The organism is Halomonas sp. AOP27-A1-41, assembly GCF_052378605.1.
In the GTDB taxonomy this organism is placed as follows: domain Bacteria; phylum Pseudomonadota; class Gammaproteobacteria; order Pseudomonadales; family Halomonadaceae; genus Vreelandella; species Vreelandella citrativorans.
The window spans coordinates 19,073-45,143 of sequence record NZ_JBQSXT010000017.1 but is presented as its reverse complement, the minus strand read 5'-3'; the positions used below and the strand labels follow the sequence as shown (position 1 = coordinate 45,143).

Sequence of the window (26,071 nt, the reverse complement as noted above, 5' to 3'; positions counted from 1 at the left end):
GGGTTCTGCCCGCTGGGTGATGAACATGCTAATGGCGCAGTGTCATTTACTCGACCCATGACACACGAAAGCCTGCCAAGCGGCAGGCCGAGGTCGAGCGGCGAGGTGTGTCGTCAAGTGTCACGTGTTACGCCATCAAGCGGTGGTGCAATTGATACCGTTTGCGCGTCACGCTGAAGGCGTTTCCACATACCATGCAACTGCCGACTAAGCGTTTCATTGTCGATATCCTGCACACCGCGCTTGGCTAATATCACAATATCCATGGAGGGAAGGTGATCCTGGCGAAGCCTGACGGACTCTCGGACTAGACGCTTAAAGCGGTTGCGATCTACAGCGCGCTTTGCATTTTTCTTGCTGACGATTAGTCCAATGCGAGGATGCCCTCGGGTAGTCATGCGCGCTAACGCCATCATACCTTTGCCATGAACTTTAAGGTCAGCTTGTTCAAACACGTGACTAAAATCCCCAGCGTTTAAAAGACGCAAACGCCGGGGAAAGCCTTGAGGCGGCACACGCAATCCGAGATCAGGCGCTCAGACGCTTGCGGCCTTTCGCACGGCGGCGAGAGATAACGGCACGGCCGTTTTTGGTTGCCATGCGAGCACGGAAGCCATGCATGCGCTTGCGTTTGAGAACGCTGGGTTGAAAAGTGCGTTTCATAACTCGTAATTCCCACGTGGTTTAGGACGGATGTGAATCCAAAAGACCCGGCCCAGTGAGGAAACTAGCCGGGGAGTTTCAATTCAAGACCGGAAATTGTAGAGGCTTCCCGCGCCGGGTGCAATTTTTCCTTGCATAAAAACCAACAAAAAGGCAGTGGGCATGGGGCCTGCCGGCTTTTTTACGCGAAAATCAAAACAGTTATTATTACTAATGAGGTTTTTAAATCTTGTTGTTATTAATAGTGGGGATACTATTTGTGGATAAGTGAATAATAAATAGGTTAATCAATATGATAAAATCATAAAAACAATGTGCATAAGTGTCGTATAAGCGGTCTATAAACTGTTGTTTTGATGTGCGTAGAGATGTGGAAAAACGCTAAAAACGGATCTGTCCCCACTCCATCAGCGGGTTGTCCCACGTGCTTACGATAAGTTGTCCACAGGCATAATTGTTAGCCAAACCCGTGTGGATAACCAAGCTTTAGAGCGCTACAATGGTCGGCCGTTTTCAACTGATGGTGAGATGAGTGTCACTCGCGCTTTGGCAACAGTGCCTGGACTACCTGCAGGACGAATTGAATTCTCAGCAATTCAATACCTGGATACGTCCCTTGCAGGCAGAAGAAGGAGAGTCCAATGAGTTGCGCTTACTGGCGCCTAATCGCTTTGTGCGCGATTGGGTGAGTGACAAGTATGCCAAGCGAATCAGTGAGCTGATCCGCGAGCTTGCGCCGTCTAAACCACCCAAAGTAAGCCTGACCGTAGGTAGCCGTCGTCCAGTAGCGGCAGTCCCCCAGCCGCGTGATTTGGGTAATCCTGTTTCCGCTTCAACCTCGGCGCCTTCAGTGCATACGCCCCCGCGCGGTGATATTGCCGATGAGCGTGAAATTGATCAGCTGCGTGAGCGTGAAGAAACGCCGCGCCGGCGGACTAATGAGCGTCAGGTCCAGGTCGAAGGTAGTCTTAAGCACGGCAGTGGGCTGAACCCAAATTTTACGTTTGATACCTTCGTGGAAGGTAAATCCAACCAACTGGCGCGTGCGGCGTCTCGGCAGGTTTCAGAAAATCCGGGTGGCGCCTATAACCCACTATTTCTATACGGTGGGGTAGGTCTGGGTAAAACGCACTTGATGCACGCCGTAGGCAATGCGCTGGCTGGCCGCCGGGAAAATGCCCGGGTGGTGTATCTGCATTCTGAGCGTTTTGTTGCCGATATGGTCAAGGCACTTCAACTTAATGCGATCAACGACTTCAAACGCTTTTATCGCAGTGTTGATGCGTTACTCATTGATGATATTCAATTTTTTGCTGGCAAGGAGCGCTCCCAAGAGGAGTTTTTCCATACCTTTAATGCGCTTTTGGAAGGCGGCCAGCAAATGATTCTCACCTCTGATCGTTATCCAAAGGAGATCAGTGGTGTTGAGGAGCGCCTGAAATCGCGCTTTGGATGGGGCTTGACGGTGGCTATTGAGCCGCCCGAACTTGAAACCCGCGTAGCCATCTTGATGAAAAAAGCCGACCAGGCCAAAGTTGATTTACCTCATGATGCGGCCTTCTTTATTGCTCAAAAAATTCGCTCGAACGTACGTGAATTGGAAGGGGCACTGAAAAAAGTGATTGCTGACTCACACTTTATGGGTAAGCCGATTACCCAGGACTTTATTCGTGAGTCGCTAAAAGATTTACTCGCGCTACAAGATAAGCAGGTGGGTGTAGATAATATCCAGCGCACAGTCGCCGAGTATTACAAAATCAAGGTGGCAGATTTATTATCCAAGCGACGCTCGCGCTCAGTCGCTCGCCCCCGGCAGGTGGCCATGGCGCTAGCCAAGGAATTGACCAATCATAGTTTGCCGGAAATTGGCGATGCGTTTGGTGGCCGTGATCATACAACGGTACTTCACGCTTGCCGCAAGGTGAAAGCCTTGCAAGAGGAGAGCGCGGATATTCGCGAAGATTACAAAAATCTGTTGCGCCTTTTAACCAGCTAAATCATCCATGGGATTGGCCTGCCGTCTGCAGGTTTTCAGGATATAAACCGGAGTGTTGATGAAATTTTCCATTTCCCGAGAGGCATTGCTGCGTCCGCTGACTCTGGTGGCAGGCGTGGTAGAACGGCGCCAAACGCTACCTGTACTGTCTAATGTGCTGATTCAGGTCGAAGGTGACCAGGTCGCACTAACCGGTACGGACCTTGAGGTTGAACTCATCGGGCGTACTGTCGCAAGCCAGGTTGACCAGCCAGGGGCGGCAACCGTGCCTGCTCGTAAGCTGATGGATATTTGTAAATCGCTGCCTGATCAGTCCGATATCCAACTGACCGTTGAAGATGGCCGAGCGGTGCTGCGCAGCGGTCGTTCACGCTTTACGCTCTCGACATTACCGGTCGCTGAATTCCCCAATATTGAAGATGCCGATAGCAGTCAGGAGTTAAGCGTTCCACGGGGCACGTTAAAGCATCTTATTGAAACCACATCATTTGCCATGGCGCAGCAGGATGTTCGCTACTATCTCAATGGCATGCTGTTGGAAATTCAAAGTAACTTGCTACGCACGGTGGCGACAGACGGCCACCGCTTGGCGATGTGTTCACGTCCTGTTGATGTCGCGGTTAGCCAGCCGCAGAAGCTGATTGTACCTCGTAAGGGTATTCTTGAGCTTTCGCGCCTGTTGGATGATAGCGATGAGCCGGTAAGCCTGACGTTGGGTTCAACCCATGTGCGTGCTCATACCGGTGATTTCACCTTTACGTCCAAGCTGATTGACGGGAAGTTCCCTGACTATGAGCGCGTCGTACCACGCAATGGCGATAAGGTGCTCATTGCTGAACGCGCCGAGTTGCGTCAGGTGCTGTCACGTACAGCGATTCTCTCCAATGAGAAGTATCGTGGTGTGCGCTTATACCTGGAAGAGGGCAACCTTAAGGTCATGGCGAATAACCCTGAACAGGAAGAAGCCGAAGAGAACGTGGCCGTCGAATATAACGGCTCTGCGATGGAAGTCGGCTTCAACGTGGGTTATTTGGTTGACGTGCTTAGCGTGCTAAATGAAGACAGAGTGCAAATAACGCTGGCCGACCCTAATAGCAGCGCGCTGCTTGAAGAGCCGGGTGGTGGCGATGCGCTGTATGTTGTTATGCCCATGCGGTTGTAATATAGCGTTTTATAAATGCCAAACGGGGCGGCGCTTCTGGTAGCAGGGGCGCCGCTTTCTCTTAGGAGGTGGTTACGCCTTTTACCCGAGTGTTTACATGAGCTTGAGTCAGCTTAACTTCCAAGGGTTACGGAATTTAGCGCCGCTGGATATGCATCCTTCTCGGGGGATCAATATCATCACTGGGCTGAACGGAAGTGGCAAAACCAGCCTGCTGGAAGGCATTCATGTTTTGGGAATGGGCCGCTCGTTTCGTACCCGTCAGCTAAAGCATGCCATCCAATCTGATGTGGCGCATATGACGCTCTACGGGCGCCTGAAAGGGGAGCCAGAGATTTCCATAGGGGTGCGCCGGTTACGGGCTCAGCGTGAACTAGAGCTGCGTTTGCGTGGGGATAAGGGGGTACGCTTGGCCGAGTTGGTCGAGGCGATGCCTTTGCAACTAATCAATCCTGACGCTTTTAGGCTTCTTGAAGGGTCTCCAGCCGGGCGGCGCGAGTTTCTTGACTGGGGAGTGTTTCACGTGAAACATCACTTTCTGGAAGCATGGAAGCGTACACGTCGAGCAGTGAAACATCGGAACGCATTACTCAGGCGTGGTAGAATAGACCCACAGGAAATGGCGGCCTGGGAACAAGAATTGGCGCTATGGGGCGAGGTAGTCGATAGGTTGCGGTTTGAATGGTTTAGTGAGTTTCTGCCTGTCTTTGAAGAAACGCTGAATGTACTTCTTCCATTACCTGGCTTAAAACTTAACTACGCTCGAGGATGGGACAAACAGAAAACGCTGGCTGATGTGCTTCAGGATAACCGAGTCACCGATCAGCAAAAGGGGTTTACCCAACAAGGCCCTCAGCGTGCCGATTTGCGTATCAGGCTTAATAAACAGCCTGCTGTTGAAGTACTTTCCAGAGGCCAGCAAAAGCTAGTGGTAAGCGCACTCAAGCTTGCCCAGGGGCGGTTTCTGGAAAGAACGGCACAGCGTCACTGCATTTATTTAATTGATGATTTGCCAGCAGAGCTGGATGTGCAACACCAACAGCGTTTCTGTCAGTTGCTTGAAGAGATGCAGTGTCAGGCATTTATTACCAGCGTCGACCCCGCCGCATTACAACCTATGTGGCAATCTAAAACCCTGGTTAGCATGTTTCACGTGAAACATGACCCGCAAGGGCTTGGCCAGTTGGTGCAAGATGGGTAGACGATACGGGACAAGACAGACTTCACGACGGAGTGGTCAATGAGCGAACAGGCTTACGATTCATCAAGCATCAAGGTGCTCAAAGGACTGGATGCAGTACGCAAACGTCCTGGTATGTACATCGGTGATACCGACGACGGCACCGGGTTGCACCACATGGTCTTCGAGTTGGTGGATAACTCCATCGATGAGGCTTTGGCGGGCCATTGTAGTGAAATTCGCGTGGTTATTCATGCCGATGAGTCGGTAACCGTTAGCGATAATGGTCGCGGTATTCCTACCGAGCTGCACGAAGAGGAGGGCGTCTCTGCCGCAGAAGTCATCATGACCGTGTTACACGCGGGCGGTAAGTTTGACGATAACTCTTATAAAGTATCTGGCGGTCTTCACGGTGTGGGTGTCTCCGTGGTTAATGCGCTTTCTGAAGAGCTACGCTTAACCATCTGGCGCCAGGGCGAAGTGTTTGAGCAGATTTATCACCATGGCGTGCCTCAGGCACCGCTTAGCGTGGTGGGTAAAACGGAAAAAACCGGATCACGTGTTCATTTCCGCCCTTCCCAGAACACCTTTGCTAATATTGAATTCCATTACGATATTTTGGCCAAACGTCTGCGTGAGCTGTCGTTTCTGAACTCTGGCGTTGCCATTCGGCTAATGGATGATCGCAGCGGTAAGGAAGAGCTGTTTCATTACGAAGGCGGCTTGAAAGCCTTTGTTGATCACCTCAACTCCAATAAAACGGTTCTGAACCCTGTTTTCCACTTTACTGCCTCGCGGGAGGACGGTGTTGAAGTCGAAGTGGCAATGCAGTGGAGCGACGTCTTTACGGAAAGCATCTTCTGCTATACCAATAATATCCCTCAGCGTGATGGCGGTACTCACTTGGCCGGCTTCCGGGCAGCACTGACGCGCACGATGAATAACTACATCGAAGCGGAAGGCCTGCTCAAAAAAGCCAAGGTAAGCACGGCGGGTGATGATGCTCGTGAAGGCTTAACGGCGATTGTTTCTGTCAAAGTGCCTGACCCGAAATTCTCTTCACAAACCAAGGACAAGCTGGTGTCCAGTGAAGTGAAAACAGCCGTTGAGCAGGAAATGGGCCGCCTGTTTTCTGACTACCTGATTGAAAAGCCAAACGAAGCCAAAGCAATCGTTAATAAAATGCTGGATGCGGCACGTGCGCGTGAAGCGGCACGTAAGGCCCGGGACATGACGCGGCGTAAAGGCGCGCTGGATATTGCAGGCCTGCCGGGCAAACTTGCTGATTGCCAGGAGAAAGACCCCAGTCAGTCAGAGCTTTACCTGGTGGAGGGCGACTCGGCCGGTGGCAGTGCCAAGCAGGGGCGTGACCGTCGCACGCAGGCCATTTTGCCGCTTAAAGGTAAAATCCTGAACGTCGAAAAAGCACGTTTTGACAAAATGCTTTCGTCAGCTGAAGTGGGTACGCTCATCACCGCGCTGGGCTGTGGTATCGGTCGCGAAGAGTTTAACCCCGATAAACTCCGTTATCACTCCATCATCATCATGACCGATGCGGATGTCGACGGTTCACATATTCGTACCTTGCTACTGACCTTCTTCTTCCGCCAAATGCCGGAGCTGATTGAGCGCGGCCATATTTTTATTGCCCAGCCGCCGCTCTATAAAATCAAGCGAGGCAAGCAAGAGCTCTACCTTAAAGATGAGCAGGCCATGGTCGATTACTTGACCACGACAGCGCTGGATGGCGCAGGTCTATACGTAAATGCGGACGCGCCGGGTATCTCCGGTTCGCAGCTGGAAGCCCTGGTAAACCAGTATCGCAACGTGATGAAGCGTATCGATCGCCTGGCACGCGTTTACCCGATTGAAGTATTGAAGCAGATCATCCATGTCACAGGATTGCAGGGCGAGGCGAGTCTTAAAGATCGTGTCACCATGGAAAACTGGATTGCTGAACTGCAAAAAGTCATGGATGACATGGTGGCCTATGAAGGCGGGCCGCGTTACACCTTCTATCTGAAAGAAGATGAGGAGCGTGGCTTGTTACTGCCTACCGTGTCGCTTATTGCGCATGGCGTGACTACCGAGTACGACTGGGGCCTGGACTTCTTTGAAAGTGCGGATTATCGGGCTATTTCAGCGCTGGGTGATACTCTTAATGGGCTGCTTGAAGAGGGCGCCTTTATTTCCCGTGGCGAGCGTCAGAAGCCTGTGGCTCACTTCTCCGAGGTGTTGCAGTGGCTAATGCAGGAAGGTCAGCGTGGCCTTTCGGTACAGCGCTATAAAGGGCTGGGCGAAATGAACCCAGATCAGCTTTGGGAAACCACCATGGACCCGGATAGCCGCCGTATGCTGCGTGTTACGGTTGAAGACGCCGTCGCCGCCGATATGATGTTTAACACCTTGATGGGTGATGATGTAGAGCCACGGCGTAACTTTATCGAAAGCAATGCCTTGGTCGCTAATCTGGACGTATAAGGCACCGAGCGAAGCTCGCATAACATGTTTCACGTGAAACATTGTTTGAAATGAAAAATGCCGCTGGCTTAAAGCCAGCGGCATTTTTTTGAGCTATAAAATTCAGCCGGATGAACGGGATAACAGCCAATCAACAAACTCGGCTAAATCTGTATAAACGTGGGCATTTTCCAGGCCTACGCCCTTGGCCAGTGTTTTCTCGCCTTTGCCAGTTTTTACTAATACCGACTGACAGCCACATGCTTCGCCCGCTTGCAGGTCGCGCAGGCTATCACCTACCATCCAACTGCCGGATAAGCTCGATAAACTTAGCGCACGCTGAATATCATGCAGCAAGCCCGGTAAGGGTTTGCGGCACTCGCAATCATCGGCGGGTCCATGCGGGCAATAAGCGATATGCGCAATGGTTCCTCCTGCGGCATTGACCAACGCATTTAGACGGTCATGCATTTGACCGAGAACGCCTGCATCGTAATAACCGCGGCCAATGCCCGACTGATTCGTGGCTATCGCAACGGTGTAGCCGGCTTGGGATAATTTAGCGATAGCATGGATGGAAGAAGGGTAGGGCAGCCACTCTTCGAGTGACTTTATATAGGCGTCAGAATCCTGATTAATGACGCCGTCACGATCAAGAATAACCAGCTGCTCGGGGGAGATAGGCATTGCGCGTTCCATTAAAGACGCTGATTAAGCATCGCCAACGCCTGCAACGTGACGCTAATTTTGCGGCCATCACTACCCAGGTATTTAAATGGGATATTTTTGCAAGCGGAGTAGTTTGGGCAGCGTTTTTTTAAACTGCTCTCGAACTTCCTGCCGGGCGCTGTGCAATCCATCAATCAGCGCAGGGGTTAAACGTTCGATTTGCATCGGTGATTTAGAGAGTTTGCCATAGAGTGAAAAGATAAAGCAGTACCAATCGCGCACCATACAGTTGATTGGGGTATGTACTTTACCTGGATCCGTTTCAAAATCGATAAAGACAGTTTGGTCGTGGGTGATAAGGATATTGCGTGCGAACGCTTCACTCAGGTAGCAATTGCGCTCATGAACCGCGTTGAGTGCCTGAATGCTTTGACTAAGCGCTTTATCCACTTCCTCAACACTGCTCGCCTTTTTGAGCTTTTCCAGCAGTGTCACCGCGGGTTGTTCAGGCGACCCTGCATCCGCTAAAAGAAGGGCTTGAGGATTTTCGGCCAGGATGACGGGAACGGAGATACCTGCTTCACTTAAGGCTCTAATCCGTTGGGCCTCGGTGAAAATACTTTGCTCGCCGCCCAGGTTGGGGACCGGCTTTAACGCTTCAATATTAAACCATGCAGCCAATAACTTGAGCGGCGCATAGGCAAGCTGCGAGTTCCGTTTGGCGGCACGTTTTAACCACACCTTTTGGCCATTCAGCGTATGGGAAGCCATGCTAGCCTGTTGCTGGGGAAATGAGTCCAGTAGAAAGAGATCGTACACAGGGCAACTCCAGAGTGCTTATGCACCCAAGCAATAACACGCATTACGTCTACAAAGGGGAATTAACGCATCAGGAAAACTTTATTTTAGTAAAAATCGATTATTTTTTCACGGTGTTTCACGTGAAACAAACCAGCAGCGCGTGAAGAGACCTTCAAAGAGGAGCGTCACGATTATACGTCACAGCCAGAAATGAGCGCGCTAAAAGGCAGGTAGGGGAAGGAGTGATAAGCGTGCTGCCGGTGGCATAAAAGCCACCGGCAGACGGTCGAGAGAGCGTTATTGGGGGAGCAGCGAAATATCAGCAACTTCCAGGAACAGTGCCTGAAGGCTCGCCAAAAGAGCAAGACGGTTATTGCGCACTGCTTCATCATCCGCCATGACCATCACCTGATCAAAAAATGCATCAACGGGTTCACGAAGCGTCGCCAGTACATCCAGCGCTTGCTGATAATCACCGGTACCAAACAGCGGGGCTACCTGCTCCTGGCGGCTGGTAACGGCCTTGAATAGTACCTGCTCGGCTTCCTCTTGCAGCAGGCTCGGGTCAACCTGAAGGTTGCCGTTGTGATCCTGCTTGCTCAGAATATTGGTCACGCGCTTGTTAGCGGCGGCTAACGCAGCTGCCTCTTCACGTTGAGCAAAGGCTTTCACCGCGCGCAGCCGGCGAGCGAAATCGAGCGGGTTGGTGACCGGGCGTGCACGCACCGCTAGGTACATCTCGGCGCTAATGCCTTCTTCCTGACCCCAAGCGCGGAAGCGATCCAGCATATAGGTCAGCACGTCCTCTACCAGCCCCTCAGCCTTGGGCAGCCCCTGATGCTGCTGAGCGGCGGCATCTAAAAGCTCGCGCAGATCAAGATTCAGCTCGCCCTTGATCAGGATATTCAACACGCCAATTGAGGCGCGGCGCAGGGCGAAGGGATCTTTTGCGCCGGTTGGACGCTGACCAATACCAAAGATACCTACCAGGGTGTCCAGGCGATCCGCCAAGGCCAGCGTTTGCCCGGTCAGGCTTTGCGGAATAGCATCGCTGGCAAAGCGTGGCAGGTACTGCTCTTCAATCGCTTGAGCAACATCCGCAGGCTCGCCGTCCTGCTCGGCGTAGTAGCGACCCATAATGCCCTGTAACTCAGGGAACTCGAGCACCATTTCGGTGACCAGGTCACACTTGGCAAGTGCCACAGCACGCTGTGCATTGGCAACGTCACCGTTGATCTTCTCAGCAATGAAAGTGGCAATAGCGGTGGTACGACGTGCTTTGTCGGCCAGTGTTCCCAACTGCTGCTGAAACACTACGCTTTCAAGTTGCGGAATGCGCGAAGCCAGGCTCTGCTTACGGTCGGTATCGTAGAAGAAGGCGGCATCCGCCAGGCGCGGACGAATGACTTTTTCGTTACCCGAAATTACCTGTTGTGGATCAGCGCTATCGATATTGGAGATAGTGATAAACAGCGGTTTGAGCTTGCCCTGGTCATCCAGCAGGTGGAAGTACTTTTGATTGGCCTTCATGGAGGAGATCAAACACTCCGCCGGGACCTCCAAAAAGCGCTCATCGAAACTGCCGGTAAGTGCGACCGGCCACTCCACCAAACCACTGACCTCAACGAGCAGGGTTTCGTCGATAACGGCATTGGCGTCCTGTACTTCCGCTTCGGCTAGTACTTGCTCGCGAATGCGTTCGCGACGCAGCTTGCGGTCCGCCAATACGTAAGCGTTTTCGAGCGTGGCCAGATAATCATCGGCGTGCTCAAGCTGAATCGCATTGGGGGCGTGGAAGCGGTGGCCATAGGTGGTGCGGCTAGCCTGTAATCCCAGCACTTCTGCGGCAATGACATCGCTGCCGTAAAGTGCGACCAACCAGTGCACCGGGCGGGAGAACTCAATACGTGATGCCCCCCAGCGCATATTTTTAGGTACAGGCAGGCCCTGAATGGCTTTACGCAGAATCTCGGGCAGAAGTGCTTGAAGGCTCTCACCCTGCTGCTGTTCGCGGTAGCCAAGCCAAGTGCCTTTGTCTGTTTCCAGGTGAATTAGCTCATCGACGCTAACACCACAGGAACGAGCGAAGCCTTCGGCTGCTTTGCTTGCAACACCGTCTTTAAAGGCGGCGGCCAGCGCCGGACCACGACGCTCTACCTCGCGGTCCGGCTGTTTATCGGCAAGCTCGCTGACCTTGACGGCTAAACGGCGAGGTGTGGCGTAAGCGGTCACGTGCTGGAAAGGAATCTCGGCCTCTTGCAGGCCTTTTTCAATCCCCGCAGCAAACGCGTCAGAGAGTGCATCCAGCGCCGCGGGTGGCAGCTCTTCGGCGCCCAGTTCTAATAAAAGCGTATCAACAGCCATTATGCATCTCCCTGATCGGCAAGTAGTTCGCGGCGAAGCGCTTCTGGAGCCATGGGGAAACCTGCTGCTTTACGCGACTCAAAGTAGGTATGGGCAACATCCCGCGCCATGGTGCGCACGCGCAGAATAAAGCGCTGACGCTCGGTTACCGAAATAGCGTGACGGGCATCCAGAAGGTTAAAGGTGTGTGATGCCTTGAGTACCTGCTCATAAGCAGGTAAGGGCAGGTTGGCGGTCAGCAGCTTGGCACACTCACGCTCCTGGTGATCGAAGGAGGCAAACAGCTGATCGACGTCGGCATGCTCGAAGTTATAGGTCGATTGCTCACGCTCGTTCTGCAGATACACATCGCCATAGGTGACTTGGCTACCGTCCGGGGCAATCGCCCATACCAGGTCGTAAACGCTGTCAACGTTTTGCAGATACATGGCAATCCGCTCAAGACCATAGGTCAGCTCACCGGTAACGGGGTAGCACTCAATACCGCCCGCTTGCTGGAAATAGGTGAACTGGGTAACTTCCATCCCATTGAGCCATACTTCCCAACCCAGGCCCCAAGCGCCCAGTGTTGGCGATTCCCAGTTATCCTCAACAAAGCGCACATCGTGGATCAGTGGGTCCAGGCCTAAACGCTTTAGTGAGCCAAGATAAAGGTCCTGCAGATTACTTGGCGATGGCTTCATGACGACCTGAAACTGGTAGTAGTGCTGCAGGCGATTGGGGTTTTCGCCATAGCGGCCATCGGTTGGGCGGCGAGAAGGCTGAACGTAGGCCGCGTTCCAGCTTTCCGGGCCGATTGAGCGTAGGAAAGTAGCGGGATGAAAGGTGCCCGCGCCAACTTCCATATCAAGAGGTTGGAGAATGACGCAGCCCTGTTCTGCCCAGTACTGTTGCAGAGCAAGGATCAAGCCTTGGAAGGTCGACACATCAGGTGTCGATTGGTTTGTCGAGACACTCATCGCAGAAAGCACCGTTGGCCATGAATTCATAAGCCGTCAAGTATACAATCCTAGGCAGATGGGTTATAGGCACATAAGCCAACAGAACCGCTTTTGGTTAAGGAGAGCAAAATGATCGTTGTAACAGGCGGTGCCGGTTTTATTGGCGCAAACATCGTGAAAGCACTGAATGCGCGCGGCCGTAATGATGTCATGGTGGTGGATGACCTGCGCGACGGCACTAAATTTGTCAATTTAGCCGACTGTACGCTGGCCGATTACCTGGATAAAGATGACTTTCTTGCCAAGGTAGAGGCCGCGTTGCGCGGCGAGATAACCGACTTGCCAAACATCGAGGCGATTTTTCATGAAGGGGCGTGTTCCGATACCACGGAGTGGGACGGCCAGTACATGATGAAAAATAACTTCGAGTACTCGAAGGTACTGCTGAATTATTGTGAGAAATTCGGTATCCCTTTCCTCTACGCATCATCCGCCGCGACCTATGGCGGCAGTGACGTCTTTAAAGAGGCGCCCGAGTACGAAAAACCGCTTAATGTCTACGGTTACTCCAAGCTGCTGTTTGATCAACATGTGCGCTCACGCTGGGAGTCGCTGACTACCCAGGTCGTTGGTTTCCGTTATTTCAATGTTTACGGCCCTCGTGAACAGCATAAAGGCAAGATGGCAAGTGTCGCTTACCATAACCATCTTCAAATCCGTAACGGCGAAACCCTGAAACTGTTTGGCGCCTATGGTGGTTATGAGGCTGGCATGCAGAGCCGGGATTTTGTGTACGTGGGCGATGTCGTCGACGTCAATCTATGGTTTTTGGATAACCCTCAAGCGTCTGGCATTTTTAACCTGGGAACTGGCCGAGCAGAGCCCTTTAAAGCGATTGGCGAAGCAGTCATCGACTTCTATGGTAAAGGCGAGATCAATTACATCGATTTTCCTGAAGAGTTGAAAGGCCGTTATCAAAGCTACACGCGTGCCGACATCAGTCATTTGCGTGAAGCCGGCTGCGATGTTGAGTTCAAAACCGTGGCCCAAGGGGTTAGCGCTTACCTGGAGTGGCTAAATGGCTAATTCCGCCAAGCGTCTGCTGGTGGTTGGCCCGTCATGGGTGGGCGATATGGTCATGGCGCAAAGCCTCTTTATGACGCTTAAAGCGCGTCAGCCTGATGCGACCATTGGGGTGGTTGCGCCCGCGTGGTCACAGCCCATTTTAGAGCGTATGCCGGAGGTAGACGAAGTGCTCCCCTTGGCTGTTGGTCACGGCGAGTTTGGTTTGGCTAATCGCCGTGAACTCTCCAGCCAGCTAAAAGGGCGCTTTGACCGTGCCATTGTGCTGCCACGCTCCTGGAAAGCCGCCCTCGTTCCCTTCATGGCTCGCATTCCTGAGCGGGTGGGCTTTTTGGGCGAGCATCGCTATGGGCTTTTAAAAGAGCGCCGCAAGCTAGATAAGCAGGTTCTGGACCAGACCGTAAAGCGGTTTGTATCGCTGGGTTTGCCTCGTGATGAAGCGCTAAACGGGGATTTTCCGATCCCCAGGCCGCGTTTAATGATCGACCGGGATAACCTGGTTAATTTGCGCCTGGCTCATGCGCTGTCATCGCGGCCCGCCATTGGCATGATGCCCGGTGCAGAATATGGGCCTGCCAAGCAGTGGCCGCTGGCCTATTTTCACAACCTGGCCGCACAACTTATCAGCGACGGTTTTGAAATTCGGGTACTGGGTGGGCCAAAAGATCATTCGGCAGGCGAGAGCATTGTGAAAGGGCTTCCCCATGCGCATAATTTATGCGGCAAAACGCAGTTAGCCGATGCGGTAGACCTGTTGGCCGACTGTCGGCAAGTGGTAACCAACGACTCAGGTCTCATGCATGTGGCCGCTGCCGTCGGCGTGCGCATTCATGCGCTTTACGGCTCTTCGTCACCGGCCTATACGCCGCCCTTGACCAACAACGCTGTCGCTCATTATTTGGGGCTCTACTGCTCGCCCTGCTTTAAGCGTGTTTGCCCGTTGGGGCATACCAACTGCCTTAATCAGTTAGCGGTAGAGCAGGTCTATCAGGCGATGCAAGCCGACCCGCAGCGTGCCAGCGGCTTGATCATTAATGGGTGATGTTTACTTCGTCGGCCTGATCCGCTGGCGTTTCTGTCACTTGAGTTGCTGAGGTATCTTCTGCTTCGCGGCGTTGGGGCGTTAGCCCTTCCCATAAGCGGTGCTGCAGGGCGGTTTCCTCACGCAAGCGCTCGTTGAGTGTTTCGATACCATGCACCTCAGCCAGCGTGGGTTTTTCACTGAGTAGTGAAGCACCCAGCCCTGCTCGGTGATCGTTCAAGGTAAAGCCAAGCGCTTCTAATATCGTTGGAAACACATCCAGCATCGTGGCATCGCGGCGAATACGCTGGGGCTCAATATAGTCGCCTAGCATAATCAGCGTGTTATCGCGGTCCAGGGCTGTCAGTTGGTCCCATACGGAGACTCGCATGGTGAGGTGATCGCTGAGTACAACTACCAGCGTATTATCCAAAAGCCCTTCGCGCTGTAACTGCTCGATAAATACCCGTGCTTCATGAGCCGAGCACTCCACTGAGTACAGAATATCCTGGCCATCAAATATGCCCTGGCGGTCCTGGCAGGATTGGGACGGAAACCCGCTCGGCGCATGGGCTGCCAGGTTAAGATTCACCACTGCCCAGGGGCCGCTATTCTCTTCATTTAACCGGCGTATTTCATCAGCGGTAAACTCATAAAGCGTGTCGTCATGGAGTCCCCAGTTATTTAAATACTCTGGATCTTCCATGTCGGGTAAAAACGCTTCTTTACCCATTACGCGATTAAACTGATGACCACGATAGAAAAGGCCTTTACCCGCGAACTGCGTACTAGCGCCCCCCAGGTAGCTTAATTGATACCCTTGAGCCGCTAAAATATCACCCAGGCAGTCAACGCCAGGCACCACCTTTTTCAATGGCTCAAACTGTGTATCGTGTAAAAGCCCGGCAGGCATTAGCGGAACACCGCACTGACTGGCGATCATTCCCGCCATGGTCCAGCCGGTGTTTTCCATTTGTCGGATGCCTTCGAAAACCAGACCCTGTTCGCCCAGCGTGTTCAAGTCGGCATAAGCGTCATCAAAAACCTCGTTGCTATAGGTCCGCTCAAGGCTCTCCAGGTACATGATTAGCAGATTAGGCGTGTGTGACTGCTCGCCGGTCATGGGCGGCATATAACGTCGATTTAACCACTCTCTATCATCAGCCACGACGGCAACGCTGCGTTGCCCCAAGCCATAAAGTAACGGGTTGGTCGCCAGCAAAATAATCGCAAAATAGCGCTCGGCTAGTCGCCAGCGCTGGTCATGGCGGGAAAGCCACGTAATGGAGCATAAAATGCCCAGCATAGTCAGCGTATAAAGCACCGCGACCACCATTTTGCTGGCGCCGCCGTGCTCCGCGATACCGGCCTGTAAATGAAAAAACACAGCGCCTAAATCGACATTGCCGAAGCTGTCAGCTAAATAAACGTACACGCCCATCAAGCTTAGCGGCACTAATGACCAGGGCCATACTTTGCGGTAGCGAGCATTTGCTGGGCGACCCCAGCTCAGCTTCAACCCCGTGCCGATCCAACCAGCGGCGATGAGAAAGAGCGCCCACCAGGGCAGGCGAGTTAACACGGTAGCGGCATAGCCCAGGCTAAGGCCAATGGTCGCTAGTGGCAGCCAGGGAGTAAGTTTCAGTATCCTTGAAAAGGGCATGCCATATCCTAATGCTATTGCAATTTTGGTAAAATAACGTTGTTGGTGCTAGTGCAATGTTACGCTAAAGCGCCGCTGAAAAACCATCTGCCTTCTTATGCCCTTGATCGGCAGGGGGGGGAAGTTTGATTTTCTATATGGCAGCACGTTGAGGCAGCCTACTGTGGCTATATGAATGAGCTGTTGGTTTTTATCGATCCAGGGTGGGTTGGCAGCGATGTTTAATAGTATGGCGGCTTACGGTAGAATTTAAATAGTTGACTATATACATCTATCTGCAACCGCTATCAGAAGTATTCGTCATTTATTGTAATGAAGCATTCTTTAAATTGAACTCAACCACAGTGGTTCCTTATGAAAAAAATAGAAGTGTCATTTATTACGATAAATTATAATTCTTCACAATATACAGCTGAATTAATTAATAGCATTTTATCGAATACTGATAGCGTATCTTACGAAATTATTGTTGTTGATAATGCCTCTGAAGATAAAGATTTTTTAAATCTGAAAGAGTTTCTGAAAGATAAAAATGACGTGAAATTAATTAGGAACTCCATCAACAGCGGGTTCTCAAGTGGCAACATGCTAGGGGTAAATCATGCGAGTGGACAGTATTACTTTTTTGTTAACAATGATTGTAAACTTTTAAATAATACGGCAGGTGTATTAAAGACATATCTGGATTCAAACGCAGAGGTGGCGTTGGCAACTGCTCAAATAGTCGATGCCAACAACAATTATTCATCTTCGCACAAACAGTTTCCCCATCTTTTAAAACAGCTGTTTGGTAACAGCGTGCAAAGAAAGTTTTCAAAGGTTAAATTTCCAAGCAATCGTGTGAAGCTAGATAAACCCACACAGGTTGAAGTTGTTAGTGGCTCTTGCATGTTTTTTAATGCAGATGCTTTCTGCGATATTGGTGGTTTTGATACCGCCTTTTTTCTTTACTGTGAAGAAGAGGATATTGCTAAAAGAGTTTGGGAGTCTGGTAGTAAAGTTTTTTTTATTCCTGAAGCACAGGTATTTCACGAAGCGGGTGGTAGCACAGAGCAGGGGTTTCTAATGCAACAAGAGTTTTATATTTCCTATTACCACTTGCTAAGTAAACACTACAATCGCACCAGTCGAACTCTACTTAAAATAGCATTATTCTTTAAGCTGTTTTTTAGAATGTTTAAGAAGAAAATGGGCGTCAGAATGTTCCTGTTAATGCTAAGTGGATTTCCGCAAAAAAACAGCTTGAGATACTCTCAAAAAATAAAGAAGCACCACGAAGAGGTCGTTTAGAAAACAGCAAGATGCTAATTAAAAAGATGCTAATTTTTACATGCGATTTGTGAAAGCTATGATGCTGCTACCTTGAAAAATTCTTAAGCTGAGAAATCCTCTTGCCAATTTCTGCTGTGTTGATTGTTAAAAATGAAGCGCACCATCTGCGTGAATGCCTTGATACGCTCACCTGGGCCGACGAAATTGTCGTGCTGGATGCGGGGAGCCAGGATGAAACCTGCGCGATTGCGCGCGAGTATACGGATAACGTAAGTGTTAATACGGATTGGCAGGGCTTTGGCGTACAGCGTCAGCGCGCCGAGGCGCTGGCCAGCCACGAATGGATATTGATGGTGGATGCCGATGAGCGCATTACGCCAGCGCTGCAAAAAAGCATTCAGGAGGCTGTGCAGGGGGGGCCAGCCGTTTTTAGTCTCGGGCGGCTTTCCTGGTGTTTCGGGCGGTTTATTCGTCATTCTGGCTGGTACCCGGACTGGGTCGCGCGTCTCTATCCCAAAGGGCAAGCATCCTATAATGCAGCGCTGGTACATGAAAAACTGGTGGTGCCCGATGGTCTAGCGGTCAAACGCCTATCAGGTGATTTGCTGCACTACACTTACCGTGATCTGCGCCATTATCTGGAAAAATCTGCCCACTATGCGCAGGCGTGGTCGGAGCAACGGGCCGCTCAGGGTAAAACAGCCACGCTGGCGAGCGGTTTCACACATGGGCTTGCCTGCTTTGTGAAGATGTATCTGCTAAAAGCGGGCTTTAAGGATGGCAAGCAGGGGTTCTTGCTAGCGCTTTTGTCAGCGCACTCTACGTTTAATAAGTACGCTGACTTATGGATCCGCACCCGAACATCACCCCCGCATAAACGCTGAAAGGAGAAACGTTGAAATTTGCTGAGCGGCAGCGTCAATATCAATCGCCGACATGTCCTGCTGATCAGCAGTGGCTGGAGGGCTAAAGGCCAGCCGCTTTTCAGCGCTGTTGCACGTTTGCCAGCGCAGTGGGGTGGCCGAGCGTTTAGCCGGGTAGAATCCTGCGGTGGCGATGTCCAAGCATCCAGCAATATGCAGCGGACCAGTTGAGCCCGCAATCAGCATATCGGCCTCGGCCAGCCGGTGGGCAAACTCAGCGATGTTGCTGCTCTCGGGTAGATGCCTGGCCGTGACGCCAGCGCTGGCAAGCCGGTCGATTAACGCTTGGGCAGGTGCCTCTTCTCTAGGGCCGGCGCTGATCAACCAATTAATAGGTGGCGCTTCTTTCACCTGCTGGTCTATTTGAGCAATAAGCCCCGCGTACTGATCAATTGAAAGATTAACCGCCGAGCCACCGCTGCCTGGATGCACAACGATAGATACTTCGGCTGTCATCTCCTCTGTCGGCGTTTGGCCCTGCATTTGTGTTCTGGGCAGTGGCCAAAAGGGCGGTTCGGGCAGTGCAGGCAGCTTAAGCGAAAGCCTGGATAACAGCTCGCACGCTAGGTCCACGTTGTACTGATATTCAGGCTTTGCCGATTGAGAGCGGCGCTGGCGAATGCGCACGTTGTAAAACAGTTGAGCCCACTTGGTCGCAGGAGCAACACGAAGCGGTATACCTGCCCGCCAGCCTAGCCAGCCAATGCGTGGCGTTGAAAACAGGGTCAGCAGCGCATCAAACTGGGCGGATTTTACGCGCTTAAGCAGTGCTTTCTGGGCGTGTTTGTCAGCATGGCTACCAGGGTCGATAATCACCTCATCCACCCAAGGGCATTCGCTAGCCAGCGGTGCAGTGTAAGCCGGTACCAGCACCGTAATATGCGGCGTAGGTGATGCGCTTTTTAGGCAGGCCAGCGCTGGCCAGGCCAGCATGAAATCACCAATTTTATCATTACGTACGACCAGCACTTTCTGCGCCATTTTGGGTGCCCCGTTAATTGCAGTCTGTATACTACAAGAGAATGAAGGGCTTGTTTAACAGTGCGTGGCGAAGTGAGGGATGCGATGGTAAATAAGGTGGTGCAACTTTGTCTGTCGAAGGGTAACGGCGGAATGGAGTTTTATGTTGACCGTATAACCGAGGATTTAAAAGCGGCCCAGATTGACGTCATCGGCATCTGCCTTGAGGGCACGCGGATTAATACTTATATGCAGCGTCATCAGATACCTTACCTGGCATTCAAAAGCAGTACCCAAGCGCTAAAGCACGTGTTACGCATCCGCCGATGGTTGATCGAAGAGAACGTTCGCGTTATCCACTGCCATAAATCGAGTGACCTGCGTTTAACTGCACTTTTAAAACTGGTTATGCCGAGTGTTCGAGTGTTCTACACCGACCACATGGGCGGGCAGCGCCCCAAAAAAAGTCTTTACCACCGCTTCGCTTATGCCAATGTAGAACGCGTCCTGTCGATTAGCCAGGCGACCCACCTTCGTAACATTCGCAATCTTCCGCTGCCCAGCGAAAGGGTTGTCTGCTTACCTCACGGTGTCGATATCAATAAGTATCGCCCTTGCAATGATGAGCGTTTTATTCACACCAAACGTGCAGAATTAGGAGTGCCTGAAGAGGCCGTTATTATCGGATTGCCTGGGCGCGTGACGCCAGGTAAAGGCCAGGATGTCTGGGTTAAAGCACTACTGGAACTTGATCCCGCGTTGCCCTTTTACGCCGTGTCGATAGGCGGTACTGACTATGCGTCCGGGGGGGAAGAAAGTTTCTATAGCGAGCTACAAGCGATGATTGCGGGCACGCCGCTTGAGAAAAGAATCAGTTTTCTCGGCCACCGCAGTGACCTACCCGAGATCTTGCCCGCGCTGGATTTGGTATGTATCCCCTCAGAAAATGAAGCGTTTGGCTTGACCATTATTGAGTCGATGGCGTGCGCATTGCCGATTATTGGCTCCAACACGGGGTCGCTACCCGAACTGGTCGATGAAGCCTCTGGCGTGCTCGTGGGCCCGCACGATATTAACGCGTGGGCCAAAGCGATGGAGGCCATGGTGCGTGATGAAACAACGCGTCATGCCATGGGTAAGGCTGCCCGCGCGCGCGTTGAACAGCATTTTAGTAACCAGCGGCATGTAAAGCGCTTGATTGAGTATTACAAAATCTCGGCAGATGAAGGGTAGACCCGCTTGAATGCGTCAGCCAGCCGCTCGGGTGTCAGCCCCTGCTCAACATGATTCGTTGAATGGATGATTTCATGGAGCGTTGCCTGGGGTTGCCATGCGCTGTCGATAACCGTATACACGCCCACCGTGGGGCGATTATAGGCGCTGGCGATATGCACAATAGAGGTGTCGGGTGAGAAAACGACGGCGGCATATTTGACGAGAGCGGCTGACACCAACAGTGAGCACGGGCCAGGAAACGTGTGAACAAATGGAAACGGTTTGGCTAACTGCACGGCTTTTTGTTCACCACTGGGGGCATAGGGAATAACCAACGGTAACCCTGTGGTTTTGTGAACAATATCCATAAGCGCCTTGGCTTTAGCCATGGAAATACAGCGATAGTCAGCGCCGCCATCAAGATTAAACAGTACATAGGGACCAAGCACGCTCGCCCACTGATGGACTTCCTGATCGATATTGGCAGGGATCGGCAGCTCAAAGCGCCCTTCGACACTACCTAACCCGACTTTCTCAATCAGCTTGGACCAGCGAGTGGGTAGCGATGTGTCATACGTGATTGGCTGGCCAAAGTCAGCGAATGCCTGCATGTTGTAAGCGCTATAAGTGAGGTTCATACGGGCTTTCAGTTTGCCCACAAAATAGATGCCGGGAGAGGTGGCGTGTCCCGTTGCATCTACGCAAAGATCAATACTTCCATGGCGCTTTCGAAGGTTCCTCGCGAGCGTTTTGACCGCTTTATAGTCCCTGTCTCTGGGGACAGTTTGAACTTCAACTCCCTCACTTTTCAGTGTTTCGAAGACCGGGGCGTTTCTGTGCGATGCTACGACACAAAGCCAATCAACATGGCGCGCCTGTAAGGCTCTGATGATGGGGTAAATAGCCATTCCGTCGCCAACCGATTTTGGGCAGAGAATGACTGCCTTGCGCACCGTGTCGGGTTGCCAGCTGTCGGGAGTGTAGTCGTACCAGCGTTCAAGCAGCCTGCGCCCAAGCGCCTTGTTCCATCTTGGCATTCGATTATTTTCCTTACGCGCTCATTATAATTCGATAATCAGTATTTTATAAGAATAAGGCGTTAGTAAGGAAGATACTTTAGGTCATTAGGCTTGGCGGATATATTTAGCTTTCCCTGCCAGTGAGTGCCCTTTCAGCATAGCCTTGTCGGATAGGGGTTATGGCGTGAGGTGCGTTAAACTTCGCCACTGAGCGGGAAAGGCGCGCCAGATTAGCAGCTTGCCATTTGCCTGGAGGGCGTAGGCGGCAGCGGTCCAGGTCAATCAACCAGGGTTTTCCTGCCGGGTCGACCAGTATATTGCGTGCGTTAAGGTCGACATGATCAAGCCCTGCATCATGAAAGCGTTTGATCATCGCGCCTACCCTTGCAAGCAGCGCATTATCGGCGCTGTTTTCAGTAAGCAGCGAGGCTAACGCCTGAGCGCCGGGGACCCTTACCGTTAATAGCGCCGCTTCATAAGTGACACCATAGCGGGTGACGCAGCAGGCAACCGGGGCTGGAACGGGCAGGCCCTGTTCAAACAGCGTGGCGGTTAAGCGCAGTTCTCGAAAGGCGCGGGTATGCTCGGCACCTGTCCATAGATAGCGCTTTTCACTCAACCTGGCGACCATGCCGCCGCGTCGATAGGGGCGCAGCACCCACTGCTGGGTCGGCGTTGCCTGTAGGAAAAGGCTGCTGCCCCGGCCGGGCGCTTCACCTACCACAAGGTCCTTGCCGCGCCAGTAATTCGCGCTGAACAGCTCAGGCCCAATCGGGTGTGATAGTTGGTGTGATCCCGGTGCGTCACTTAAACTGTCTGCATCATGTAACATCAGACTATTTTTTTGCCGGAGTGCCGTTAAGCGCATGAAGCCCTCGTTGCCTGCTGAACCCAACCACATTGCCATTTTGCGCCTCTCCGCCTTGGGAGATGTGTGCAATCTCGTGCCGACGGTACGCGCATTGCAGCGCCAGTGGCCACGAGCGCGTATTACCTGGATTATCGGCAAGGGGGAGCATAGTCTACTGGCGGGGCTTTCCGGGGTCGAGTTTGTCGTGTACGACAAGTCGACCGGCCTTGCTGGAATGCGCCGCTTGTGGCGCGAGCTTGCCGATACACGCTTTGATGTACTGCTGCATATGCAGCAGGCGATTCGCGCCAGCGTGCTCTCTCTGGGCCTAAAAGCCAATGTACGCGTAGGGTATGACAAGGCTCGCGCCAAGGATGCCCAGCACTGGTTTACCCAGCATCAGCTGGCGCCGCATCCCAAGGCGCATGTGCTGGAATCCTTTATGGATTTTGCTCGCCTTCTGGGTGTGAAGGACGACCACCTGGAGTGGAACATGCCGGTACCCGCGATGGCCTATGAAGAGGCGCGGGTCATCAGTGGCGAATCGCCTTATCTTGTCATCAACCCATGCAGTAATGCCCGCTTGCGCAATTTTCGCAATTGGTCGGTGGAAGGTTACGCCAGCGTTATCGAACACGCCTGGCGACACCATGGTCTAAAAAGCGTGCTGACCGGGGGAAGCAGTACGCTTGAGCGCGAAATAGGCGAGCAGATTGAAGCCTTGTGCCAGCCGGGCAGCGTGATTAATGCGATAGGCGGCACGTCATTGAAAGGCGTGTTGGCCCTGATTGGCCAGGCGCGTGCGGTGATCGCGCCGGATACCGGCCCCGCCCACATGGCCAATGCGATGGGAACGCCCACCCTAGGGCTGTATGCCACCACGAATCCGCAGCGGGCGGCGCCTTATTGCTGGCGTGATTTCGCCGTCAATGCGTATCCGGATGCCGTGCATGCCTACCTACATAAGTCGGTGGGCGAGGTCGCCTGGGGGCAGCGGGTGCGCCATCAGGATGCGATGCAGCTCATTAAAACCGAGACCGTTATTGCCCAGCTGGATACGCTTCTTGCGCATACAGCGTCAGACACAGTTGCAGGATCTATTCATGAAAGTTGATTTAACCGCGTTAGAACATGCCCATATACTGGTCGTCGGCGATGTCATGCTTGACCGTTACTGGCACGGTGGCACGTCGCGCATTTCTCCTGAAGCCCCGGTACCGGTCGTGCGTGTTGAAGAGGCCGACGACCGCCCCGGGGGGGCGGCCAACGTGGCGCTGAATGTGGCCTCTTTAGGCGGCCATGCAGCCCTGGCAGGCGTTGTCGGGGATGACGACAACGCGGTGTTATTGGAAAACCGGCTGCATACAGCCAATGTAAATACTCACTTTCAGCGCAGCCCCGACGTGCCCACGATTACCAAGCTGCGTGTGATGAGTCGTAACCAGCAACTGCTGCGGCTGGATTTTGAACAACGCCTGGATAACATCGACACTGGCGATTTATTGGCCCAGGTGGAACAGGCGTTGCCGGACTGCGATGTTGTGATCCTTTCAGACTACGGTAAAGGCACGCTCAACCAGGTGGAGCGGCTGATTGCCCAAGCGCGTGCGCATGGCAAGCGCGTTTTGATTGACCCCAAAGGGCAAGACTTCAGTAAGTATCGCGGAGCGAGCTTGATCACGCCTAACCTTGCAGAGTTTGAAGCCGTGGTAGGCCACTGCGCAAGCGATGCTGAGCTTGCCAAGCGCGGCGAAGCGCTGCGCGCCGAGCTTGAGCTGGAAGCCCTGCTGGTCACCCGCAGCGAAAAAGGCATGACGTTGATCTGCGAAGGCCAGCCGCCTATTCATTTACCTACGCGCGCTCAGGAAGTGTTTGATGTCACCGGGGCCGGTGACACGGTCATTGGCTTAATGGGCCTCGCGTTGGCCGCAGGCCATGCCTTGCCCGAAGCCATGATGCTGGCGAATCTGGGCGCGGGTCTGGTGGTTGCCAAGCCAGGCACCGCGACACTCTCAATAGCCGAGCTTTATACCGCGCTACACGGCGATAGGCTCGCCGAGTTTGGGGTTATCGAGCCGGCGCCTCTCGTTGAGGCTGTGCGTGCGGCACAGCTACGCGGTGAAAGGGTCGTCATGACCAATGGCTGCTTTGATATTCTGCATGCAGGGCATGTGGCCTATCTGGAGCAGGCAAAACGCCTCGGTGATCGCCTGATTGTGGCGGTAAATGACGATGCCTCCATTGGCCGTCTTAAAGGGCCCAAGCGGCCGATTAATCCGCTCAATCGACGTATGCAGGTGCTGGCTGGCCTGGGCGCGGTCGATTGGGTTGTGCCGTTTAGTAACGATACGCCGCAAGCGCTGATCGAAACCGTTCTGCCTGATATCCTGGTAAAAGGCGGTGACTACCACCCAGACGATATTGCCGGTGGAGACGCCGTTCGAGCCAATGGAGGAGACGTTAAAGTGCTCGGGTTTGAGGACGGCGTATCCACCTCGGCGATGATTAGCTCCATTTTGGACCGCGAGGGATAATGGGGCGAATTAACTGGCCGCGCCTTGGCTATTCTGCGGCGCTCTATGCGCTTTCATCACTGATTGGCTGGCGCATCTGGCGTGAGCAAGTACCTACTTACTCACGTTGGCAGCGGCTGGGCAGGCGCCTTGGTAAGCTGCCTACGCCGCCGCGTATTTGGTTGCACTGTGCCTCGGTAGGTGAGGTCCGTGCGGCCCGCCCGCTGATAGAGGGCCTGCTCGTCCGCTACCCTCGCCATAGCCTGCTGTTAACCACCATGACCGCTACGGGCGCACAGCAGGCGCAGGCATTGATCGAGCAGCAGCTTGATCACCGCCCCCGACTCGCGCACTGCTTTCTACCCCTGGATTTTCCCGGTGCGGCCAAACGGTTTGTGCACCGCGTAGCGCCTGAGCTTGCCATCATGTTTGAAACCGAGCTTTGGCCTAATCTGCTTGATGCGTGTCAGCAACATGGCACGCCGGTTGCGGTGGTCAATGGGCGGCTCTCGCCTCGAGCGTTCAAGCGCTATCAGAAAGTTGCCCCGCTAATGGCCCGCACACTGGCCAATGTCGATTGGCTGGCAGCCAAGTCTGCTGACGATGCCAGGCGGTTTGAAGCGCTAGGCGCTGCGCCCGATAAAACGGCGGTGGTGGGGTCGTTAAAGTTTGAAGTAGGTCTGCCATCAAGGGGGTCGGTTGAAAGTGAGCGCTTACTTTTAGAGTGGGAAGGGCGACCTGTCTGGGTCGCCGGTTCTACCCGTGATGGCGAAGAAGCGCTACTGCTGGAAGCGCACCGGCAATTGCTACATCAATTTCCTGACGCCCTGCTGGTGCTTGTACCGCGCCACCCTCAACGCTTTGATGAGGTCGCAGCACTGTGTGAAGCAAAGAAATGGGAGACAAGTCGGCGCAGCCAGGGCGAACCTGTTACCCCTGCTACCCAAGTGTATCTAGGCGATACGCTGGGTGAGCTGGCTGTTCTCTATGGTGCAGGCCAGGTGGCATTTGTTGGCGGCAGCCTGGTGCCGCTAGGCGGGCACAACGTGCTCGAGCCCGCAGCGCTGGGTAAACCCGTGCTCAGCGGTCCTTTTATCGAAAACTTTGCTGATGTGGTCGAGCCGCTGGAAACGGCTGGCGCACTTACTCTGGTGGCGGATGTCGATGCGCTGGTCGATGCCTTGCAGTGCCGCTTCGTCGACCCCAAACGTTGCCTTCAAGAAGGCCAGGCTGGCCAATCCGCTATCAAAGCGCAGCAGGGTGCGCTTGCACGCACCCTGGAGGGCCTCGAGGCGCTCTCACGCGCTGAACGATAA

22 protein-coding genes are annotated in these 26,071 nt (G+C 53.1%); 12 read left to right on the top strand and 10 right to left on the bottom strand.

What is annotated here, in order from left to right:
• Nucleotides 1-113: 113 nt before the first annotated feature.
• Together rnpA and rpmH are read right to left on the bottom strand one after the other, a co-directional pair.
• Nucleotides 114-515, bottom strand: coding sequence for a ribonuclease P protein component (rnpA, locus tag ACT3TC_RS12045; protein WP_192526761.1), 402 nt, complete (start codon nucleotides 513-515; stop codon nucleotides 114-116).
• A gap of 13 nt (nucleotides 516-528) precedes the next feature.
• Nucleotides 529-663: a 50S ribosomal protein L34 gene (rpmH, locus tag ACT3TC_RS12040; RefSeq protein WP_172118745.1), complete on the bottom strand. Its 135-nt coding sequence runs from the start codon at nucleotides 661-663 to the stop codon at nucleotides 529-531.
• Nucleotides 664-1,195: 532 nt separating this feature from the next.
• Between rpmH and dnaA the strand changes: the two genes are divergently transcribed.
• From dnaA to gyrB, 4 genes are all read left to right on the top strand, one after another.
• On the top strand, nucleotides 1,196-2,659 hold the full coding sequence (dnaA, locus tag ACT3TC_RS12035) for a chromosomal replication initiator protein DnaA (RefSeq protein ID WP_192526760.1): 1,464 nt from the start codon (nucleotides 1,196-1,198) through the stop codon (nucleotides 2,657-2,659).
• Between the two features lie 58 nt (nucleotides 2,660-2,717).
• Nucleotides 2,718-3,821: a DNA polymerase III subunit beta gene (gene dnaN / locus ACT3TC_RS12030; RefSeq protein ID WP_087106978.1), complete on the top strand. Its 1,104-nt coding sequence runs from the start codon at nucleotides 2,718-2,720 to the stop codon at nucleotides 3,819-3,821.
• 97 nt (nucleotides 3,822-3,918) lie between these two features.
• Nucleotides 3,919-5,022 (top strand): DNA replication/repair protein RecF, encoded by a 1,104-nt coding sequence (gene recF / locus ACT3TC_RS12025; protein ID WP_193053432.1) that lies wholly within the window; start codon nucleotides 3,919-3,921, stop codon nucleotides 5,020-5,022.
• A 39-nt stretch (nucleotides 5,023-5,061) separates the two neighbouring features.
• Nucleotides 5,062-7,482: a DNA topoisomerase (ATP-hydrolyzing) subunit B gene (gene gyrB, locus ACT3TC_RS12020; RefSeq protein WP_193056893.1), complete on the top strand. Its 2,421-nt coding sequence runs from the start codon at nucleotides 5,062-5,064 to the stop codon at nucleotides 7,480-7,482.
• A 102-nt stretch (nucleotides 7,483-7,584) separates the two neighbouring features.
• Here gyrB and gmhB read toward each other — a convergent pair whose 3' ends face one another.
• From gmhB to glyQ, 4 genes are all read right to left on the bottom strand, one after another.
• On the bottom strand, nucleotides 7,585-8,148 hold the full coding sequence (gene gmhB, locus ACT3TC_RS12015; RefSeq protein WP_193053430.1) for a D-glycero-beta-D-manno-heptose 1,7-bisphosphate 7-phosphatase: 564 nt from the start codon (nucleotides 8,146-8,148) through the stop codon (nucleotides 7,585-7,587).
• Nucleotides 8,149-8,232: 84 nt separating this feature from the next.
• Nucleotides 8,233-8,949 (bottom strand): hypothetical protein, encoded by a 717-nt coding sequence (locus tag ACT3TC_RS12010; protein ID WP_444640215.1) that lies wholly within the window; start codon nucleotides 8,947-8,949, stop codon nucleotides 8,233-8,235.
• A 279-nt stretch (nucleotides 8,950-9,228) separates the two neighbouring features.
• Nucleotides 9,229-11,295 carry a glycine--tRNA ligase subunit beta gene (gene glyS, locus ACT3TC_RS12005; RefSeq protein ID WP_192526756.1) on the bottom strand — a complete coding sequence of 689 codons (2,067 nt, stop codon included), beginning with the start codon at nucleotides 11,293-11,295 and terminating at the stop codon, nucleotides 9,229-9,231.
• Nucleotides 11,295-12,254 (bottom strand): glycine--tRNA ligase subunit alpha, encoded by a 960-nt coding sequence (gene glyQ, locus ACT3TC_RS12000; RefSeq protein ID WP_172118752.1) that lies wholly within the window; start codon nucleotides 12,252-12,254, stop codon nucleotides 11,295-11,297. The genes glyS and glyQ overlap by 1 nt, the downstream gene beginning before the upstream one ends.
• 111 nt (nucleotides 12,255-12,365) lie before the next feature.
• Here glyQ and rfaD point away from each other — a divergent pair, with 111 nt between their 5' ends.
• Nucleotides 12,366-13,322 (top strand): ADP-glyceromanno-heptose 6-epimerase, encoded by a 957-nt coding sequence (gene rfaD, locus ACT3TC_RS11995; RefSeq protein WP_087106966.1) that lies wholly within the window; start codon nucleotides 12,366-12,368, stop codon nucleotides 13,320-13,322.
• A complete protein-coding gene (gene waaF / locus ACT3TC_RS11990) occupies nucleotides 13,315-14,361 on the top strand; it encodes a lipopolysaccharide heptosyltransferase II (RefSeq protein ID WP_193053428.1) in 1,047 nt (348 codons plus the stop codon). The genes rfaD and waaF overlap by 8 nt, the downstream gene beginning before the upstream one ends.
• Here waaF and ACT3TC_RS11985 read toward each other — a convergent pair.
• The gene (locus ACT3TC_RS11985) at nucleotides 14,351-16,003 is read right to left on the bottom strand and encodes a sulfatase-like hydrolase/transferase (RefSeq protein WP_193053427.1); all 1,653 of its coding nucleotides are present in this window, start codon (nucleotides 16,001-16,003) and stop codon (nucleotides 14,351-14,353) included. The genes waaF and ACT3TC_RS11985 overlap by 11 nt on opposite strands.
• A 354-nt stretch (nucleotides 16,004-16,357) precedes the next feature.
• Here ACT3TC_RS11985 and ACT3TC_RS11980 point away from each other — a divergent pair, with 354 nt between their 5' ends.
• On the top strand, nucleotides 16,358-17,293 hold the full coding sequence (locus ACT3TC_RS11980) for a glycosyltransferase family 2 protein (protein WP_193053426.1): 936 nt from the start codon (nucleotides 16,358-16,360) through the stop codon (nucleotides 17,291-17,293).
• Nucleotides 17,294-17,394: 101 nt separating this feature from the next.
• Nucleotides 17,395-18,159: a glycosyltransferase family 2 protein gene (locus ACT3TC_RS11975; RefSeq protein ID WP_193053425.1), complete on the top strand. Its 765-nt coding sequence runs from the start codon at nucleotides 17,395-17,397 to the stop codon at nucleotides 18,157-18,159.
• Here the strand turns inward: ACT3TC_RS11975 and ACT3TC_RS11970 are convergent.
• The gene (locus ACT3TC_RS11970; RefSeq protein WP_193053424.1) at nucleotides 18,139-19,179 is read right to left on the bottom strand and encodes a glycosyltransferase family 9 protein; all 1,041 of its coding nucleotides are present in this window, start codon (nucleotides 19,177-19,179) and stop codon (nucleotides 18,139-18,141) included. The two genes, ACT3TC_RS11975 and ACT3TC_RS11970, sit on opposite strands and share 21 nt — an antisense overlap.
• Nucleotides 19,180-19,263: 84 nt before the next feature.
• Here ACT3TC_RS11970 and ACT3TC_RS11965 point away from each other — a divergent pair, with 84 nt between their 5' ends.
• On the top strand, nucleotides 19,264-20,391 hold the full coding sequence (locus ACT3TC_RS11965; RefSeq protein WP_444640214.1) for a glycosyltransferase: 1,128 nt from the start codon (nucleotides 19,264-19,266) through the stop codon (nucleotides 20,389-20,391).
• Here the strand turns inward: ACT3TC_RS11965 and ACT3TC_RS11960 are convergent.
• Nucleotides 20,364-21,410, bottom strand: coding sequence for a glycosyltransferase family 9 protein (locus ACT3TC_RS11960; protein WP_193053422.1), 1,047 nt, complete (start codon nucleotides 21,408-21,410; stop codon nucleotides 20,364-20,366). The two genes, ACT3TC_RS11965 and ACT3TC_RS11960, sit on opposite strands and share 28 nt — an antisense overlap.
• 106 nt (nucleotides 21,411-21,516) lie before the next feature.
• Complete coding sequence (locus tag ACT3TC_RS11955; RefSeq protein WP_193053421.1) at nucleotides 21,517-22,260, bottom strand: 3-deoxy-D-manno-octulosonic acid kinase; 744 nt, start codon at nucleotides 22,258-22,260, stop codon at nucleotides 21,517-21,519.
• Between ACT3TC_RS11955 and ACT3TC_RS11950 the strand changes: the two genes are divergently transcribed.
• The 3 genes from ACT3TC_RS11950 to waaA are packed head-to-tail and all read left to right on the top strand — an operon-like array spanning nucleotide 22,259 to nucleotide 26,071.
• Nucleotides 22,259-23,356 carry a glycosyltransferase family 9 protein gene (locus ACT3TC_RS11950; RefSeq protein ID WP_193053420.1) on the top strand — a complete coding sequence of 366 codons (1,098 nt, stop codon included), beginning with the start codon at nucleotides 22,259-22,261 and terminating at the stop codon, nucleotides 23,354-23,356. The genes ACT3TC_RS11955 and ACT3TC_RS11950 overlap by 2 nt on opposite strands.
• Nucleotides 23,346-24,776 (top strand): bifunctional D-glycero-beta-D-manno-heptose-7-phosphate kinase/D-glycero-beta-D-manno-heptose 1-phosphate adenylyltransferase HldE, encoded by a 1,431-nt coding sequence (gene hldE / locus ACT3TC_RS11945; RefSeq protein WP_193053419.1) that lies wholly within the window; start codon nucleotides 23,346-23,348, stop codon nucleotides 24,774-24,776. The genes ACT3TC_RS11950 and hldE overlap by 11 nt, the downstream gene beginning before the upstream one ends.
• Nucleotides 24,776-26,071, top strand: a complete 1,296-nt coding sequence (gene waaA, locus ACT3TC_RS11940; protein ID WP_193053418.1) for a lipid IV(A) 3-deoxy-D-manno-octulosonic acid transferase — start codon at nucleotides 24,776-24,778, stop codon at nucleotides 26,069-26,071. The genes hldE and waaA overlap by 1 nt, the downstream gene beginning before the upstream one ends.